The following is a 15728-nucleotide window of genomic DNA, read 5'->3' on the forward strand; positions in this document are numbered from 1 at the left end:
GCCGCACAACGGCCCCGGACGGGCGGCCCCGGACGGGCGGCCCGAACGGGCGGGCCCGAACGGGCGGCCCGAACGGGCGGGCCCGAACGGGCGGCCCGAACGGGCGGGCCCGAACGGGCGGCCGCAACGTCGGGACGGCCGAGCGGGGCGATGATCAGCGGCGGACGACTCGGCGGGGCTTCGCGGCCTTGACCTCGGTATACCGCTTGAGCTGCTGAGAGCGGTAGTCACGGCCGAGCGCGGTGAGCACCAGGTAGCCGATCAGCAACCCGGCGCCGGTGGCGAGCAGGTAGAGCCAGATCTGGGCGAAGAACGTCGCCGCGCCGCCGGCGAACGGGTTGTGACCGACCAACAGTGGCCCGACCAGCACTGTCAGCAGCATCGCCACCGGCACCACGAGGGCCATGTCGGCTGCCCAGCCGGCCAGCGGCCGGCGTCGGCCCCAGCGGAAGGCGACCACGGCGAGGATCAGGCCGATCACCGTGAACATCGCCAGCGACACCCGGTCGGCGGCGGTGTCGTCGCCGTCGAAGCCGAACCGGGTGATCAGTCGGGCGACCACGTTGACCGCGAACAGTGCTGCTACGAGCACCCCGAGGTCACGCCACCGCTTGTCCATCGCCGGACCCTCCTGCCGTACGCCCCTTCGCGGGGTTCGCATCCATGGCAGGAATATTTACCACCCTTACCTGGGAGACGTCATCAGTCGGCAGCACCCCGAAAGCAGCCGAGCGTCAGCCACCGAGCAGGGGCGGCTGCGGGGCGAGGATCTGCCGGAAGCCCATCACCGCGAAGGTCATCGCGCCGGCCACGATCATGGCCAGCCCGACCCAGTTGTCTCCGGCCAGCAACAGGTCGCCCTCGTTGGTCCGGATGGCGGCGACCGCCATCAGCGCGAACCACGGCACCGCCGGCAGCGCCACGGCCCAGCGACGGCCGACCGCCTCGTACGCGAACCAGCTCAGCACGATGTTGGCGCCGATGGCGAGGAGCACCGACACGCCGACCAGTTGCCCGCCGACGCGGAGCGTGGCGAGCAGCAGCTCCAGTACGCCGGTCAGCACACCGGCGAGGACCACGACGATCCCACCGACCAGCCGGACGCCCAGGTCCAGCAGTCGCGGCGGTGGCCCCGCCGGGGGCGGGGCTTCCTGGTCCTCCACTACCGTCATCGGTGCGGCCGGCAGGCTCACCGGAGACCCGCCGCCGCGACCGGTGACCGGTCCGGGGCGGTCTCCGCGGGCAGGCCGGCGAAGAGGTCGTCCTCCCAGCCGTACGGCCCGGCGCCCGGGCCCTTCTCACCGACCGCGAGGGTGAAGAACTCCACGCCCATGAACTCGCCACCGAAGTTGCCGGCGATCGAGTAGAGCCACGAGTTGGCCGGGATCTGGGTGGCGTGCGCCCGCATCGCGGCCTCCTTGGCCGTGTGCTGGTCGGTGCCGTCGATCCGGGCGGCGATCTGGGCGTCCGGGGTGCCGAAGGGCAGGTCGGCGATGTTCTCGATGCCGCCGAACGGGTTGTCGGAGGACTCGGCGAAATGCGTCATGCCGGCCTCCAGAACGCTGAGCGGCATGGCCGTCCAGTAGACCTTGAGCGGGGCGCAGCCCTCGGCGGTGGCCAGCTCGACGGCGCGCATGGCCACCCGGTGCGCCTGGATGTGGTCGGGGTGGCCGTAGAAGCCGTTCGGGTCGTACGTGACGAGCACCTGCGGGCGTACCTCTCGCATGATCTCCACGAGGTGCCCGGCGGCCTCGTCGAGGTCGGCCTGCCAGAAGGCCCGGGGGTGCTCGTTGGTCGCGAGCCCCATCATTCCGGAGTCGCGGTAGCGGCCGGCGCCGCCGAGGAAACGGTGGTCGCTGACGCCGAGCGCGGCGCACGCGGCGGCCAGCTCGGCAACGCGGTACCCGCCGAGCTGGTCGGCCTCGGCGGCGGCGAGCTGCGCCAGCGCGGGCACGTGGATCTCGCCCTCTTCGCCGAGCGTGCAGGTCACCAGCGTGACGTGCGCGCCGTCTGCGGCGTAGTGGGCCATCGTCGAGCCGGTGCCGATCGACTCGTCGTCGGGGTGCGCGTGGACCAGCAGCAGGCGGCGGTCGGGCAGCATCGTCACGACGGTCACTCTAACTGGCGGTTCTCCCCCGGCCGACGCTGACGCGTCCGCCCAGGTCGGCCACATCACCCCCGCTCCCGCTCTACGATTTGGCGTGTGGACTTTCCGGAGCTGGCCGCCCGCACCCGCCGGTTCAGCCACGGCGCGCCACGCGCTGTCTCGGTGGCTGAGGACGGCTCCCGGGTGATCTTCCTGCGCTCCGCCGGCCCGGAGGATCCGGCGGACGCGCTCTGGTTGCTGGACGTGGGCACCGGCGAGGAGCGGCTGGTCGCCGATCCGGCGACCCTGCTGGGCGAGAGCGGGGACGTCCGCTCCCTCTCCCCCGGCGAACGTGCGCTACGCGAGCGGCTGCGGCTCAGCGCCGCCGGCATCGGCTCGTACGCGTTGGACGCAGCCGGCCGGGTTGCGGTGTTCGCGCTGGCCGGGCGGTTGTTCCGGGCCGATCTGGTGCACGGCGACGTGGTGGAGGTGGCGGCCGTCGGCCCGGTGCTCGACCCACGTCCGGACCCGACCGGGCAGCGGCTGTCGTACGTGACGGACGCGGCCGAGGGTGTGCGCCGGGGTGAGCTGCGGGTGATCGACCCCGACGGCACCGACACCCTGCTGGCGGGCGAGGACGCCGGGGTGAGCTGGGGGTTGGCCGAGCACATCGCGGCGGAGGAGTTCGGCCGGTTCCGGGGGTACTGGTGGGCGCCCGACGGCCGCTCGGTGCTCGCCGCCCGGGTCGACGAGTCCCGCCTGGAGCGGTGGCACCTGCACGACCCGGCCGAGCCGGCGAGCCCCCCGACCGCCGTCGCGTACCCCCGGGCCGGTGGCCCGAACGCGGAGGTCAGCCTGCACCTGCTGGACCTGGACGACGGCTGGGTCGACGTGCACTGGGATCGGGAGACCTACCCGTACCTGACCGGGGTCAGCTGGGGTGAGGGCAGCCCGTTGATCACCGTGCTGCGCCGCTCGCAGCAGCACGGGCTGGTGCTGGCGGTGGACCCGCGCACGGGCGAGACGCAGGTGCACGCCGAGCTGGCCGATCCGCGCTGGGTCGAACCGATCGCCGGCACCCCCGCGCACCTGCCGGACGGCCGGGTGCTGGTCGGTGGGGAGCTGGCCCACGACGGGTACGACGCCCGGTGCCTGTTCGCGGACGGCACCCTGCTCACCCCGCCGTCGCTGTACGTACGACGGGTGGTGGGTCGGCTGCCGGCCGCCGCCGGCCCGGCCGACCTGCTGGTGGAGGCGAGCGACGGCGAACCGAGCGAGCGGCACCTGTTCCGGGTCCGCACCACCATCGGCGGTGGGGTGGACGCGCGTCGGCTCACCACCGACTCCGGCTGGTACACCGCCGCGGTGGGCGGGGACGTGCTGGCCGTCGGCGTCGCGTCGCTGGATCACGCCGGGGTGCGCTGGACGGTGCGCCGCGGCGATCAGGAGATCGCCGAGCTGCGCTCGTTCGCCGCCGCCCCGCCGTACTCTCCGTTGCCGATGCTGGAACGGGTGACTGACCGGCGGCTGCCGGCGGCGGTGCTCTACCCGGACAACCACGTGACGGGCCGGCGGCTGCCGGTGCTGCTGGACATCTACGGCGGCCCGGGGCACCAGGAGGTCGTGGCGGCGCGGGCCGCGTGGTTGGAACGGCAGTGGTGGGCCGACGCCGGGTTCGCGGTGGTCACCATCGACAACCGGGGTACGCCGGGCGTGGCGCCGTCGTTCGAGAAGGCGATCCACCGGCGGGTCGCCGACGTGATCCTGACCGACCAGATCGACGCGCTGACCGCGCTCGCCGGCAAGCACCCGGACCTGGACCTGGGGCGGGTGGGGGTGCGCGGCTGGTCGTTCGGCGGGTGGCTGGCCGGCTTGGCGGTGCTGCGCCACCCGGAGCTGTTCCGGTGCGGCATCGCGGGTGCCCCGGTGACCGACTGGGCGCTGTACGACACCGCGTACACCGAGCGTTATCTGGGGTTGCCGGAAGACGGCCAGGACATCTACGCGCACCATTCGCTCGTCGAGTTGGCCGCGGAGCCGGTCACGAGCCCGGACCAGGCCCGCCCGTTGCTGCTGGTGCACGGCATGGCCGACGACAACGTGGTGGCCGCGCACACACTCCGGCTCTCGGCCGCCCTGCTGAGCACCGGCCGACCGCACGCCGTGCTGCCGCTGACCGGGGCTACGCACATGGCCGCGAACGGCACCGCCGAGCGGCTGCTCCCCCTGGAACTGGAGTTCCTCCGCACCCACCTGCTGTAAGCAGCATTAGGAGTCAGTTCGGCACGCCGAGCCCTTTACCGAAAGGGCTCCAGGATTGGATGCACGCTCCCAAGATCGTTCTTGATCCAGGATCAAGTGGCATCCCCGGCGTCACATAGCCACTCGATCCTGGATCGAGCGTGAGCTTGGGCGAGGCGAGTGGCAAGCCTTCAAAGAGTCGATCGGGCGGGCAGAACAGGGCGGCGCCCGGGACGGTGGATCTTCTGCGCGGTGTCGGCGGAGGAGTACCAGGTCACGATGCTTGACGCTCAGCGCCTGCCCGGCCTCCTGTCAACGATGGTCTTCCATGGCATCGCCGCTCAAGCGTTGGTGCTGCCGCGCCCCGTCATGTCGTAGCACCTGGCCCGCGTCGGCAAGCTGACGATCACCAACGCTCCACGAGGTGTTCCCGGCCCTGTGGCGGATCGTACGGCTCGGGCCAGTAGTCGATGATCTTGCTGATCAGCCCATGCTCGGACATCTCAAGCCAGACGCACGCGTCCTGCTGCTCCACGCCGACGCGAACATCGAGCACCAGCGCAGCGAGACGGCCATCGGCGATCACCCGTCGCGGCCGAAGGTGCCAGTCTCCGGGATACTCGGTGTTGAACCGCAGGAACGCGTCCTTGCCGCGAATGCGCTCCCGAGTCTGCGGCATCTCGTAGACGACATCATCGGTGAGCAGAGCAGCCAACCCAGACCAGTCGCGGCGCTCCAGAAGATCAACGTAGGCGTGGGCGGTCTGCCGGGCCATCAAGGTGTCGTCCACGGCGCGGACCCTAGCCCCCGCCAGCGACAATCTGGCAAGCCGGCGGTGTATCAACGGCCCTGCCCGGCCGATCTCCGGCGACGCCACCGCCGTGGCCATGAATCTTGGACAGTTTCCGTCATCGTGGCCCGCCCGTGAAACGGAAACTGTCCAAGATCTCTTGTTCGCACAGCGGCAAGCCGCGGTGATCTTTGCAGCCCACACCAGCAACTCCGGGCGGACACGTCACGACGAACGCTTACGTAATCGATGTCGCTGGTTTCAGGGGCGTGCGTCGTATCGGGTCCGGGCTTCGAAGACGCGGTCCATGTGCGACTCGGCCCAGTCCTTGATCGCGATCATGACCGGGAACAGTTCATGGCCGAGCGGGGTGAGCTCGTAGTCGACACGGACCGGCACCGAGGCAGTGACGGTGCGGGTGACCAGGCCGTCGCGCTCCAGGGTGCGCAGGGTCTGGGTGAGCATCTTCTGGCTGACGCCGGCGATGCGCTGGGCGAGCTCGCCGTGCCGCTGCGGGCCGTTGACGAGCGCGGGGATCACCAGGGCGACCCACTTGTCGGTGAGTCTGCTCAGCAGCTCACGGGTCGGGCACTGTTCAAGGAACGCGTCGTAGTCACGTTTTGCCTGTTCACGGCGTTGCGCTGCGGTCGACGTCGCCATTTTTCCTCCCTTGGTGCCCTAGGCACTTTAAGGTACCTACTTTCTCACAGTGCTGACGATTCGTACGGTCGTGGTGAGAACGAAATCCCACGAAGGAGACGGCGATGCGCGCAGTTAGCTATGCAGAGTTCGGAGGGCCGGAGGTCCTGCACGTGGCCGAGGTGCCGGTGCCCGAGCCGGGGCCGGGGCAGGTGCGGGTGCGGGTCGCCGCGTCGGTCGTCCATCCGGTCGATCTGATGGTCCGCTCCGGTCGGTTCCCGGCCCCGTTGCCGACCGGTCTGCCGTACACCCCCGGCTGGGACGTTGCCGGCAGTGTCGACGCGGTCGGCCCGTCGGTCGACGAGTTCACGATCGGCGACGAGGTCATCGGCTTCTCACCCTGGCTGCAAACCACTGTCGGCGCCCACGCCGAGTACGTGGTTCTCGACGCCGCCTGGCTGACCTCCGCGCCCTCCGGCGTCCCCGCCACCGAGGCGGCGACCCTGCCGACCAATGGCCTCGCCGCCGCCCAGGCACTCGACCTGCTCGCGCTCCCCGCGGGCTCGACAGTGCTCGTCACCGGCGCCGCCGGGCAGGTCGGTGGGTTCGTTCTGGCGCTGGCCCGGGCGGCCGGTCTGCACGCCACCGGACTCGCCGGAGCCGACGACCGCGAGTTCGTCGAGTCGCTGGGCGCGGCGTTCCTGTCGCGCACCGACGATCCGACGGGGACGTTCGACGGGGTCATCGACCTGGCGGTGATCGGCTCCTCGCTGCTGGACCTCGTTCGGGACGGCGGCGGCTACGTGGCCGCGTCACCCCCGCTTCGCCCGGAGCCGGTGCGCGGAATCCGGACCTCCGCGCTGGAGGTGCTACCGGACGGAACCCGCCTGAGCGAGCTGGTCAAGCTCGTCACCAGCGGCGACATCCCGCTCCGGGTCGCTGACGTGTACCCCTTCGCCGACGCGGCGACCGCCCACGAGCGGCTGGCCCAGGGCGGCGTGCGCGGCGGCGTGGTGATCGTCCCCTGATCGCGGCGGAAGCTCGGCTTCGCCCTCAGGAGGCCATTGCGCCACCTTTACGCGAGGAACCGGGTGGTGGCTTCGATGAGCAGGCTGCGGGTGCCAGGTTCGGAGCCGCTGTGGCCCGCGTCCTCCACGATGTGGAACTTCGCCTCAGGCCAGACCCGATGCAGGTCCCAGGCTTGGTTCGGCGGCGTCTTGATGTCGTAGCGGCCGTTCACGATGACCGTCGGGATGTGTCGAATGCGGTCGACGCCCGCCAGGAGACCTTCCGGCGGAAGGAAGCCGCCGTTGCTGATGTAGTGGTGTGTGATGCGGGCGAACGCCAGCAGGCTGGTGTCGTCGATGTCCGGCGGCGTCATCGGCAGCAGGGTGTTGGCCGAGAGCTCCCAGCTCATCCAGGCGCGGGCCGCCGGGCCGTGGACCGCGGGGTCGGGGTCGGAAATGCGGCGGCCATAGGCGCCGACAAGGTCGTCCTGTTCCGTCACGGGGATGGCAGCACAAAATGCCTCCCACTCGGCGGGAAACAGATGCGCTGCGCCCGCCGGAGTGAACGCCCATGCCTCGTCCGACCTGCGAACCAGCCACACGCCACGAAGCACGAGTTCGGTGACCCGCTCGGGATGGGCCTGTGCGTAGGCCAGGCCGAGCGTGCTGCCCCAACTGCCGCCGAAGACGAGCCAACGCTCGATCCCCAGGTGCTCGCGTAGCCGCTCGATGTCCGCCACCAGGTGCGGGGTGGTGTTGTGTTCCAGTGACGTCTTTGGGTCGCCCGCGAAGGGCCGGCTGCGACCGCAGTTTCGCTGGTCGAACAGCACGACGCGGTAGCCGGACGGGTCGAAGTACCGTCGATTGTCCGGGAGCAGACCACCGCCGGGGCCGCCGTGCAGGAACACTGCGGGTTTGCCGCCGGGGTTTCCACACAGTTCCCAGTAGAGCTCATTACCGTGGCCGACGCTGAGCATCCCGGAGTCGTACGGCTCGATGGGCGGATACCAGTCCATCATTCAACCTCGTGGAATTTCATTGTGGATACGTCCTCCCGATACCGCGCGGTCTCGTCATCCACGTTGCCAACGCCTTCGTCGGGTCGTATCGGTAGTGGCGCTCGGCCCGTTCCGGCACCGGCAAGTTGGTCGCGTCCGCACAACAGATGCCCGAACGAGCCGAGTCAGTCGCCGACTCTCGGGGCCCCCCACGTGGACAGGCAGAACGGATGCCCGGCCGGGTCGGCGTAGACGAAGCAGTGGTCCGCGTTGGGCTGATGCTCGAATCGGGTAGCGCCGGCCGCCAGCACACGCGCACCGGCCGCCTCCAGGTCGTCGACGAAGAACTCGAGGTGCATCTGCATCCCCACCTCGCCATCCGGCCAGGTGGGTGGCCGGTAGTCGTCGATCTGCTGGAACCCGATGTCACCGTTCGGCCCTTCCACGAGCGCCCAGCACTCGTCACCCTTCGCGACCCCGCCGGTGATCTCGGCGTAGAACCGCGCGAGCGCGATCGCGTCGGGCGCATTGACCGTCGTCAGGCTGAGTTTGATCAGGTCCGACATTAGCTGATCTCAATCTGCTGGTATGTCGGCGTGAGCTCTTCCCAGCGTTCCTTCCACCCGGGCGCTCCGGCATCGGAGCTCCAGCCCTCCGGATGGACCGGGCCGTCGACCTCCAGCGACCGACCGAGATCCTCGAGGTGGGCCCGCCACCCAGAGGCGTGAGACGGGAGATTCAATATCGGCAGACCGCGCTCCTCGACCACCAGCCGGGTCTTGGAGCCCTCTTCGGTCAGCCACGCCTCCATCTGCCCCTCGTCGTCCGAACCCGGCTTCGTTGTCAACAGCAGGTGGTGCGGCGCGTCGCACACCTCGATGCGCGCCGGACCGGTCCAGCTGCTCGTGAAGACGGCCCGGATCGTGCCGCCGACTCGCATGTCGCCGTCGACCCGGGCGATCCAGCGGGCCAGCCGCTCGGGCGTCGTACACGCCTGCCAGAGGTCGCCGATGTCCGTGTCGTAGAGGCTCTCGACCCGGACTGCTCCGCGGGTCTCGTCGAGCGCTCGCATCGTCGCGATCGTGGTCATCGTCGCGCCTTCTTTCCTCGTGCGATCTCGGTATGAAGAGCGTCGAGCCGGTTCTCCCAGAGCCGGCGGTACTCGCCCAGCCACTCGTCGACCTCGACGAGCGCCTCCGGGCGGAGTGTGTAGATCCGGCGCTGCGCGTCCTGGCGTACGTCGACCAGCCCGGCTTCCCGCAGCACGCGGAGATGCCGGGACACGCCCGGGCGAGCGATCGGGAGAGCCTCGGCCAGCTCTCCTGCACTCGCCGGGTGGTCACGGAGAATATCGAGAACCGTGCGCCGGCTCTCGTCTGCCAGCGCGTGCAACACGGCATCCATGACGCCAATGTAACCCGACGGTTACGTACCCACAAGGTTACATTCGATCGTGACGAAGTACCGGGTCTTTGTCAGCCAAGCCGAGCAACCGCTCTCGGGTCGAGTCACCCTCGCCATCCCCTTCTGCCGCCGTCAGTGCCCGTTCGGCCGACTACAGGATCCCCAGCGTCCGACCCAGCCGCATGTTCGCTGAGCGGTCCTGGCTGCACCGCGAGGTGCCGGTGCACTACTCACCCCGGGCTAACCCACAGGGCGCTCAGGTCAACTCGGGTTTCAGGAAAGCGGGGTGTCGGGGTGCCCAGGACACCCCGGTTTCTTGGAAACCGAGTCGATCAAGAGACGACGCAGAAGGGTCCCCTCCCGACGACGTTGTCGGTAGGGGACCCTTCTGGCCTGCGGTGTATGTACTTACGGCTTGACGTGCGCGTTCACGAACGACGGGTAGCCGAAGACGCTGGAGATGAAGATCCCGCCCGCCTTGGACCCGTGCACGTTGTAGGCCACGTCGACGTAGAACGGCACCACCGGCGCGTGCTCCTTCATGATCCGTTCATCGAGCTTGGCCCACTCCGGTCCCTGGTCGGCCGGGGGCAGGGCCTGGATGCGGTCCATCTCGGCGTTGATCGTCGGGTCGTTGAAGTAGGACTGGTTGCTGTTGCCCTCGGCCTTGATGGTGCGACCGTCGTAGAGCACCGGCAGGATCGACGCCCCGCTGGGCCAGTCCGCCGCCCAGTTACCGATGTACAGGTCCCAGGGGTTGTCCTTCTTCTTGATCTCGTCGAGCTTCGCGTCGTCCGAGATGTTCCGGACGGTGATCTTGAAGCCGGCCCGCTCCAGGTTCGCCTTGAGCTGGGCACCCTGCTGCTGCTCGGTCGAGTTGTCGGCGACACCGAGAACCAGCTCCGGCGTCTTGCCGCCGAGCAGCTCCTTGACCTTGTCCACGTTGCCGTTTGCGCCCGCCGGGTACGCGTCGTACGCCTTGTAGCCGATGGTGGCCGGCGGCATCAGCGTGGTCAGCGGCGCGGCGACGGTCTGACCGCCGAGCGCCTTGATCATGCCTTCGCGATCGATGGCGTAGTTGAGCGCCTGACGCACCTTCAGGTCGGTGACCCTCTGGTTGTTGATGACGAGCTGGTTGGCGCTCGGAGTCGGCGAGAGGAGCGTCCGCGACTTGAGCGACGCATCCCCGGCGACCTTGGCGACCAGCGAGGCGGGCACGGCGTTGAAGGCGAGCGCGCTCTGGTCGGCGCCGTTGTCGGCGATCACCCGGTTGTTGGCGGCGTCCGCGGTCGGGCCGAAGCTCCAGACGAACTGGTCCGGGTACTGGTGGCGGACCGGGTCGGTGTTCGGGTCCCAGTTGGGGTTGCGGTCCAGGGTGATCTGCACGCCGACCTGGTTCTTGGCGACCTTGTACGGGCCGGACGAGAACGGCTGCTTGTCCACGTTGATGCCGGTGTCCTTGTCGGCGGGCAGCGGCGCGGTGGTCGGCAGCGAGGCGGCGAACGGCAGGTCACAGCGGGGCTTGGCGAACTCGAAGCGCAGCGTCTTCGCGTCCGGCGTGCTCAGGCCGGGCGGCAGCGACGTCTTGTTCTTCTTGAAGTCCCACTTGGTGTCGAACTGCGCGGTGTCGGCCAGCCACTCCTGGATGTAGGTCGGGCCACCGGACAGGTCCGGGTCGAAGGAGCGGGCGATGCCGTACGCGATCTCCTTGGAGGTGATCGGCCGGCCGTCCTCGAACTTCACCCCGTCCTTGACCGTGAATTCCCAGACCTTGCAGTCGTTGTTGACGTTCTTGCCCGGCGTCTCGGCCAGGTCGCCCACCAGGACCAGGCCGCCCTTGCCGTCGTCCTTCCAGGTGGTCAGGTAGCGGGCGAAGAGCGGGTTGGCCATCAGACCGGCGAACGAGTACGTCCGCTGCGGGTCGAGGTGGGAGATCGGCGACTCCCGGATGATGGTGAAGGTGCCGCCCTTCACGGCGCCGCTCACCTCGGCCGCTGGCCCCTGCGAGTCCTTGGGGTCGGTCGCGATGACCCCGGTCTGCTTCCGCTCGGTGTCCACAGTGGTGCCCTCGCCCGTGTTCTTCGAGCACGCACCCAATGCCACAACCAGAGCGATCGCGCCGCCTGCGGCAGCCACCACGCGTGGTCTCATGAAGTACCCCCTTCACCCATGTGCCGTGCGTTTCGTCGGGGCGAGAACCGCCGACGTCCCGAGGATCGTAAGGAAGAAAACCTACGAGTTGTGTAACAGTTGTCGATAAATTTCGCCATCGGTGGGCGTGGCGGACACCCGGCCGTCAGCGCAACCGCACCCGTGGGTCGATCGCCGCGTAGAGCAGGTCCACCAGCACGTTCGCCAGCACCACGAAGACGGCCGCGATCAGCACCGTTGCCATGATCGTGGGCAGGTCGCCCGAGCGCACCGCGTCCACCGCCGTACGCCCCAACCCCTGGATGCCGAACGTCGTCTCGGTGATCACCGTGCCGCCCAGCGCCCCGCCCACGTCCAGCCCGGCGATGGTCACCACCGGGGTGATCGCCGCGCGCAGCGCGTGTCTCCCGTACACCTTGGGTTTGGCCAGGCCCTTGGCCCGCGCGGTCCGGACGAAGTCCTCGGACAACGTCTCCAGCATCTGCGCGCGGGACAGCCGGGCGTAGATCGCCGAGAAGAGGAAGGCCAGCGCCACCCAGGCGAGCACCAGCCCACTGGCCCACTTCGCCGGATTGTCGAAGAGGGACGTGTAGCTCGGCACCGGCAGCAGCCTCAGGTTGTAGACGAAGACCATCAGCAGCACCGCGCCGACGAAGTACAGCTGCAACGACGCGCCGGTCAGCGAGAAGCCGATGGCGGCCCGGTCCAGCCAGGTGCCCCGACGCAGCGCGGAGATCATGCCGAGACCGACGCCGAGCAGCAACCAGAGGATCGCCGCCGGGATCACGATGCTCAGCGTCACCGGCAGCACCCGGGCGATGGTGTCCGAGACGGCCTCGTTGGTGACGTACGACCAGCCCAGGCAGGGTGCGTCACACCGGCCGCCCTGGGCGCTGCCCAGGTCCCGACCGGTCACGATGCCCTTCATGTAACCGGCGTACTGGCTGATCAGCGGGTCGTTCAGGCCCAGGTCGTCGCGGACCCGCTCCAACCGCTCCGGGTTGCAGTTCTTCGAGCAGATGCTGCTGACCGGGTCGCGTGGCAGGGCGAAGAACATCAGGAAGGTGAAGACGCTCACCGCGAACAGGGTCAGCGTGGCGGAGAAGAGTCGCTTGAGCAGAAATCGCGCCATGATTTTGACCCCTACCGGGACGACTTCGGGTCGAGCGCGTCGCGCAACGCGTCGCCGAAGAGGTTGAAGGCGAACACCAGCGCGAAGATCATGATGCCCGGGAAGAACACGTACGCCGGGTCGGTCTGGAGGAAGTCCAGACTGTCGTAGATCATCCGGCCGAAGCTCGGGGTCTCGTCGCTGAGACCGACACCGATGAACGACAGCGCGGCCTCGCTGGTGATGAACTGCGGCACCGCCAGGGAGAACGACACCAGGATCGGCGCCCAGATGTTGGGTAACAGCTGCCGGAAGAGCATGTGCCCCAGCCCGACCCCGCTGGCCCTGGCCGCCTCCACGAACTCCCGCTCGCGCAGCGCGATCACCTGCCCGCGAACCAGCCGGGCCGTGCTCGTCCAGCCGAAGACGGCGAAGACGGCGATCAGCACGCCCACCCCGAAGGCGGACGACACCTGCCCCCGCTCACCGTAGAAGCGCAGCGTGACGGTGGGGGTGAGCGCCAGCGCGATGATCAGGAAGGGCATGGCCAGGGTCAGGTCGGTGATCCAGTTGATCACCGCGTCGAGCCAGCCGCCGAGGTAACCGGCGAGCGCGCCCAGCACGACCCCGATCGTTGCGGTGATCAGCGCCGCCGCGAACGCGATGAACAGCGACGTCCGCAACCCGTAGATCAACCGGATGAAGATGTCCCGACCCAGGTTCGGCTCCAGGCCGAACCAGTGGTCCCCGGTGACACCGCCGGCGTAGCCCAGTGGCATGCCGAAACCGTCCAGCAGGTTCTGGAACTGCTCCCGCGGCCCGATCCCGTAGGCCATCTCGATCAGCGGGGCGGCCAATCCCAACACCATGAAGAAGACCAGGAGTACGCCGCTGACCACGGCCGTCCGGTCACGGCGCAGCCGCAGCCAGGCGAGCTGACCGGGTGAGCGGCCGACGACGCCCTTTGCGGCGGGCGTGCCCGCGTCCGGGTCGGACTCGATCTCGGCCAGTGCCAGACCCTCCACCGGGGACAGGCTCACGACGGCACCTCCTCGAAGATCGGAGCCGCCACCTCGGGGAAGTGGCACGCGGTGGACTGCCGACCACCGTCGCGCGGCACCAGCGCCGGCTCCTCGGCGGCGCAGATGTCCTGCGCCTTCCAGCAGCGGGTACGGAACCGGCAGCCCGACGGCGGGTCGAGCGGGGTCGGCACGTCACCGGTCAGCCGGATCCGACCTGCCGGGCCGAGCTGGGTGACGTCCGGGATCGCCGAGAGCAGCGCCCGGGTGTACGGGTGCTGTGGTCGTTCGTAGATGTCCGCCCGGTCGCCGATCTCCACGATCCGACCCAGGTACATGACCGCGACCCGCTGGCTGAAGTGCCGGATCACGGCCAGGTCGTGCGCGATGAACACGAACGCCAGGCCCAGCTCGCGTTGCAGGTTGCGCAGCAGGTTGACCACCTGCGCCTGGATCGAGACGTCCAGCGCGGAGACCGGCTCGTCGGCGACGATCAGCTTCGGCCGCAGGGCCAACGCGCGGGCGATGCCGATGCGCTGGCGTTGACCACCGGAGAACTCGTGCGGGTACCGGTTGTAGTGCTCCGGGTTCAGCCCGACCAGCTCCAGCAACTCCTGCACCCGGGCCTTGATGCCACCCGGCGGCTTGATCCCGTTGACCTGTAGCGGCATCGCCACGATCCGGCCCACCGTGTGCCGAGGGTTCAGCGAGGCGTACGGGTCCTGGAAGATGATCTGGAGTTCCTGGCGCAGCGGGCGCAACTCCCGGCGGCCGGCGTGCGTGATGTCCCGCCCGTCGAACTCGATGCTGCCGCTCGTCGGTTCCAGCAGCCGCACCAGCATCCGGCCGGTGGTGGTCTTGCCGCAGCCCGACTCCCCCACCAGCCCGAGCGTCTCGCCGGGGCGCACGTCGAAGTCGAGCCCGTCCACCGCCCGCACCAGGCCGGTCGCGCGCAGTCCCTGGCGTACCGGGAAGTGCTTGGTCAGCCCACGCACCCGCAACAGTGGTTCATCGGTCATCGGGCCACCCCCACGGATGCGACGTCCTCGGCGTAGAACGCGGCCCGCTCCTCCGCGCTCAGGTGGCAGGCGACCAGGTGGCCGTCGGCCCCGGCTGGGCGCAGCTCGGGCACCTCGCTGCGGGAGCGGCTGCCGGCGCGGTCCGCGTACCGGCAGCGGGGGTGGAACGCGCAGCCCGGCGGCAGGTTGATCAGGCTGGGCGGGTTGCCGGGGATGGGCACCAGGTCCGCGTCCGCGTCGCCGTGCAGCGACGGCACGCTGGAGAGCAACCCCCAGGTGTACGGATGCTGCGGCGCCCGGAGCACCTGCTCGACGCTGCCCCGCTCGACGGCCCGCCCGCCGTACATGACCAGCACGTCGTCGGCGACCTGGCCGACCACGCCGAGGTCGTGGGTGATCAGGATGATCGCGGAGTTGAACTCGGCCTGGAGGTCGGCGAGCAGGTCCAGGATCTGCGCCTGGACGGTGACGTCCAGCGCGGTGGTCGGCTCGTCGGCGATCAGCAGCGCCGGGTCGTTGACCAGGGACATCGCGATCATCGCCCGCTGGCGCATGCCGCCGGAGAACTCGTGCGGGTACTGGTCGAAGCGGCGCGCCGGCTGTGGGATGCCGACCCGGTCCAACATGTCGACCGCCCGCTGGCGGGCCTCGCGCCGGTTGGCCTTCGGGTGGTGCACCCGGTACGCCTCGGCGATCTGCCGGCCCACCGTGTAGTACGGGTGCAGCGCCGACAGTGGATCCTGGAAGATCATCGCCATGTCCCGGCCGCGCAGCCGGCGTACCTCCTCGTCGCCGAGGCCGACCACCTGCCGGCCACCGACGGAGATCTCCCCGGTGATGGTGGTCCGCTTGGGGTCGTGCAGGCCGAGAATGGCCAGCGAGGTGACGCTCTTGCCGGAGCCGGACTCACCCACGATGCCGAGGGTGCGGCCCCGCTCGACGGCGAACGACACGCCGTCGACCGCGCGCACCACGCCGTCCTCGGTGTCGAACTGGACCCGCAGGTCACGCACCCGCAGGTAGGCATCCTCGTCGGAGCGCTGTGCCGGCACGGCGGGACGGTCGTCCGGATCGCCGGACGGCAACGGTTCCGAGCTGTCCACGGCCACCTCCCTCAGTGACGAAGGGAACTTACAGGAAAGTCCCGAGGGTGAAAATAAGCTACAAAGTCGGCACGTGTCAGCGGGCCAGAGCGTAACGAGTCGGCATCGGCCTGAACACCCCCTCACCTCGCCATCCACGCCCGCGCCTCGCGCCTCGCGC

The 15728-nt window shown here is 69.5% G+C and carries 16 protein-coding genes; 2 read left to right on the top strand and 14 right to left on the bottom strand.

Features of this window, described 5'->3' with window-relative positions; translation table 11 throughout:
- Nucleotides 1–154 precede the first annotated feature (154 nt).
- The 3 genes from DLJ58_RS29775 to mshB form a co-directional block, all read right to left on the bottom strand.
- Nucleotides 155–619, bottom strand: a complete 465-nt coding sequence (locus DLJ58_RS29775) for a hypothetical protein (RefSeq protein WP_124861331.1) — start codon at nt 617–619, stop codon at nt 155–157.
- Between the two features lie 115 nt (nt 620–734).
- The gene (locus DLJ58_RS29780; protein ID WP_124861334.1) at nt 735–1172 is read right to left on the bottom strand and encodes a hypothetical protein; all 438 of its coding nucleotides are present in this window, start codon (nt 1170–1172) and stop codon (nt 735–737) included.
- A 17-nt stretch (nt 1173–1189) separates the two neighbouring features.
- Nucleotides 1190–2116, bottom strand: a complete 927-nt coding sequence (gene mshB / locus DLJ58_RS29785; RefSeq protein ID WP_124861336.1) for an N-acetyl-1-D-myo-inositol-2-amino-2-deoxy-alpha-D-glucopyranoside deacetylase — start codon at nt 2114–2116, stop codon at nt 1190–1192.
- Nucleotides 2117–2203: 87 nt separating this feature from the next.
- Between mshB and DLJ58_RS29790 the strand changes: the two genes are divergently transcribed.
- Entirely contained in the window at nt 2204–4348 is a 2145-nt protein-coding gene (locus DLJ58_RS29790; RefSeq protein ID WP_124861338.1) for a S9 family peptidase, read from the top strand.
- Between the two features lie 385 nt (nt 4349–4733).
- Here DLJ58_RS29790 and DLJ58_RS29795 read toward each other — a convergent pair whose 3' ends face one another.
- The gene (locus DLJ58_RS29795) at nt 4734–5147 is read right to left on the bottom strand and encodes a nuclear transport factor 2 family protein (protein WP_124861366.1); all 414 of its coding nucleotides are present in this window, start codon (nt 5145–5147) and stop codon (nt 4734–4736) included.
- A 231-nt stretch (nt 5148–5378) separates the two neighbouring features.
- Complete coding sequence (locus DLJ58_RS29800) at nt 5379–5777, bottom strand: winged helix-turn-helix transcriptional regulator (protein WP_124861340.1); 399 nt, start codon at nt 5775–5777, stop codon at nt 5379–5381.
- Nucleotides 5778–5881: 104 nt separating this feature from the next.
- On the opposite strand from DLJ58_RS29800, the gene DLJ58_RS29805 reads away from it, so the two are divergent.
- The gene (locus tag DLJ58_RS29805) at nt 5882–6784 is read left to right on the top strand and encodes an NADP-dependent oxidoreductase (RefSeq protein WP_124861342.1); all 903 of its coding nucleotides are present in this window, start codon (nt 5882–5884) and stop codon (nt 6782–6784) included.
- Between the two features lie 47 nt (nt 6785–6831).
- On the opposite strand, the gene pip is transcribed toward DLJ58_RS29805, so the two are convergent.
- From pip to DLJ58_RS29850, 9 genes are all read right to left on the bottom strand, one after another.
- Nucleotides 6832–7779 carry a prolyl aminopeptidase gene (pip, locus tag DLJ58_RS29810; RefSeq protein ID WP_244219190.1) on the bottom strand — a complete coding sequence of 316 codons (948 nt, stop codon included), beginning with the start codon at nt 7777–7779 and terminating at the stop codon, nt 6832–6834.
- Nucleotides 7780–7946: 167 nt separating this feature from the next.
- The gene (locus DLJ58_RS29815) at nt 7947–8327 is read right to left on the bottom strand and encodes a VOC family protein (RefSeq protein WP_124861346.1); all 381 of its coding nucleotides are present in this window, start codon (nt 8325–8327) and stop codon (nt 7947–7949) included.
- Entirely contained in the window at nt 8327–8851 is a 525-nt protein-coding gene (locus DLJ58_RS29820) for an SRPBCC domain-containing protein (RefSeq protein WP_124861349.1), read from the bottom strand. The genes DLJ58_RS29815 and DLJ58_RS29820 overlap by 1 nt, the downstream gene beginning before the upstream one ends.
- Entirely contained in the window at nt 8848–9165 is a 318-nt protein-coding gene (locus tag DLJ58_RS29825) for an ArsR/SmtB family transcription factor (protein ID WP_112619359.1), read from the bottom strand. The genes DLJ58_RS29820 and DLJ58_RS29825 overlap by 4 nt, the downstream gene beginning before the upstream one ends.
- A gap of 408 nt (nt 9166–9573) precedes the next feature.
- The gene (locus DLJ58_RS29830) at nt 9574–11316 is read right to left on the bottom strand and encodes an ABC transporter substrate-binding protein (protein WP_124861353.1); all 1743 of its coding nucleotides are present in this window, start codon (nt 11314–11316) and stop codon (nt 9574–9576) included.
- 145 nt (nt 11317–11461) lie between these two features.
- Nucleotides 11462–12448, bottom strand: coding sequence for an ABC transporter permease (locus DLJ58_RS29835; protein WP_124861356.1), 987 nt, complete (start codon nt 12446–12448; stop codon nt 11462–11464).
- Nucleotides 12449–12459: 11 nt separating this feature from the next.
- Complete coding sequence (locus DLJ58_RS29840) at nt 12460–13467, bottom strand: ABC transporter permease (RefSeq protein ID WP_124861358.1); 1008 nt, start codon at nt 13465–13467, stop codon at nt 12460–12462.
- On the bottom strand, nt 13464–14465 hold the full coding sequence (locus DLJ58_RS29845) for an ABC transporter ATP-binding protein (RefSeq protein WP_124861361.1): 1002 nt from the start codon (nt 14463–14465) through the stop codon (nt 13464–13466). The genes DLJ58_RS29840 and DLJ58_RS29845 overlap by 4 nt, the downstream gene beginning before the upstream one ends.
- The gene (locus DLJ58_RS29850; RefSeq protein WP_208741414.1) at nt 14462–15517 is read right to left on the bottom strand and encodes an ABC transporter ATP-binding protein; all 1056 of its coding nucleotides are present in this window, start codon (nt 15515–15517) and stop codon (nt 14462–14464) included. Before DLJ58_RS29850 ends, DLJ58_RS29845 begins: the two co-directional genes overlap by 4 nt.
- Nucleotides 15518–15728: the final 211 nt, after the last annotated feature.

Source organism: Micromonospora arida (assembly GCF_003857035.1).
Lineage (GTDB): Bacteria > Actinomycetota > Actinomycetes > Mycobacteriales > Micromonosporaceae > Micromonospora > Micromonospora arida.

What these genes read in the sequence shown, in the direction of transcription:
- DLJ58_RS29820 (WP_124861349.1), bottom strand. Translation starts at nt 8,851, where the DNA reads ATGACCACGATCGCGACGATGCGAGCGCTCGACGAGACCCGCGGAGCA.
- DLJ58_RS29805 (WP_124861342.1), top strand. Translation starts at nt 5,882, where the DNA reads ATGCGCGCAGTTAGCTATGCAGAGTTCGGAGGGCCGGAGGTCCTGCAC.
- DLJ58_RS29780 (WP_124861334.1), bottom strand. Translation starts at nt 1,172, where the DNA reads ATGACGGTAGTGGAGGACCAGGAAGCCCCGCCCCCGGCGGGGCCACCG.
- DLJ58_RS29825 (WP_112619359.1), bottom strand. Translation starts at nt 9,165, where the DNA reads ATGGATGCCGTGTTGCACGCGCTGGCAGACGAGAGCCGGCGCACGGTT.
- DLJ58_RS29775 (WP_124861331.1), bottom strand. Translation starts at nt 619, where the DNA reads ATGGACAAGCGGTGGCGTGACCTCGGGGTGCTCGTAGCAGCACTGTTC.
- DLJ58_RS29830 (WP_124861353.1), bottom strand. Translation starts at nt 11,316, where the DNA reads ATGAGACCACGCGTGGTGGCTGCCGCAGGCGGCGCGATCGCTCTGGTT.
- pip (WP_244219190.1), bottom strand. Translation starts at nt 7,779, where the DNA reads ATGGACTGGTATCCGCCCATCGAGCCGTACGACTCCGGGATGCTCAGC.
- DLJ58_RS29800 (WP_124861340.1), bottom strand. Translation starts at nt 5,777, where the DNA reads ATGGCGACGTCGACCGCAGCGCAACGCCGTGAACAGGCAAAACGTGAC.
- DLJ58_RS29835 (WP_124861356.1), bottom strand. Translation starts at nt 12,448, where the DNA reads ATGGCGCGATTTCTGCTCAAGCGACTCTTCTCCGCCACGCTGACCCTG.
- DLJ58_RS29845 (WP_124861361.1), bottom strand. Translation starts at nt 14,465, where the DNA reads ATGACCGATGAACCACTGTTGCGGGTGCGTGGGCTGACCAAGCACTTC.
- DLJ58_RS29815 (WP_124861346.1), bottom strand. Translation starts at nt 8,327, where the DNA reads ATGTCGGACCTGATCAAACTCAGCCTGACGACGGTCAATGCGCCCGAC.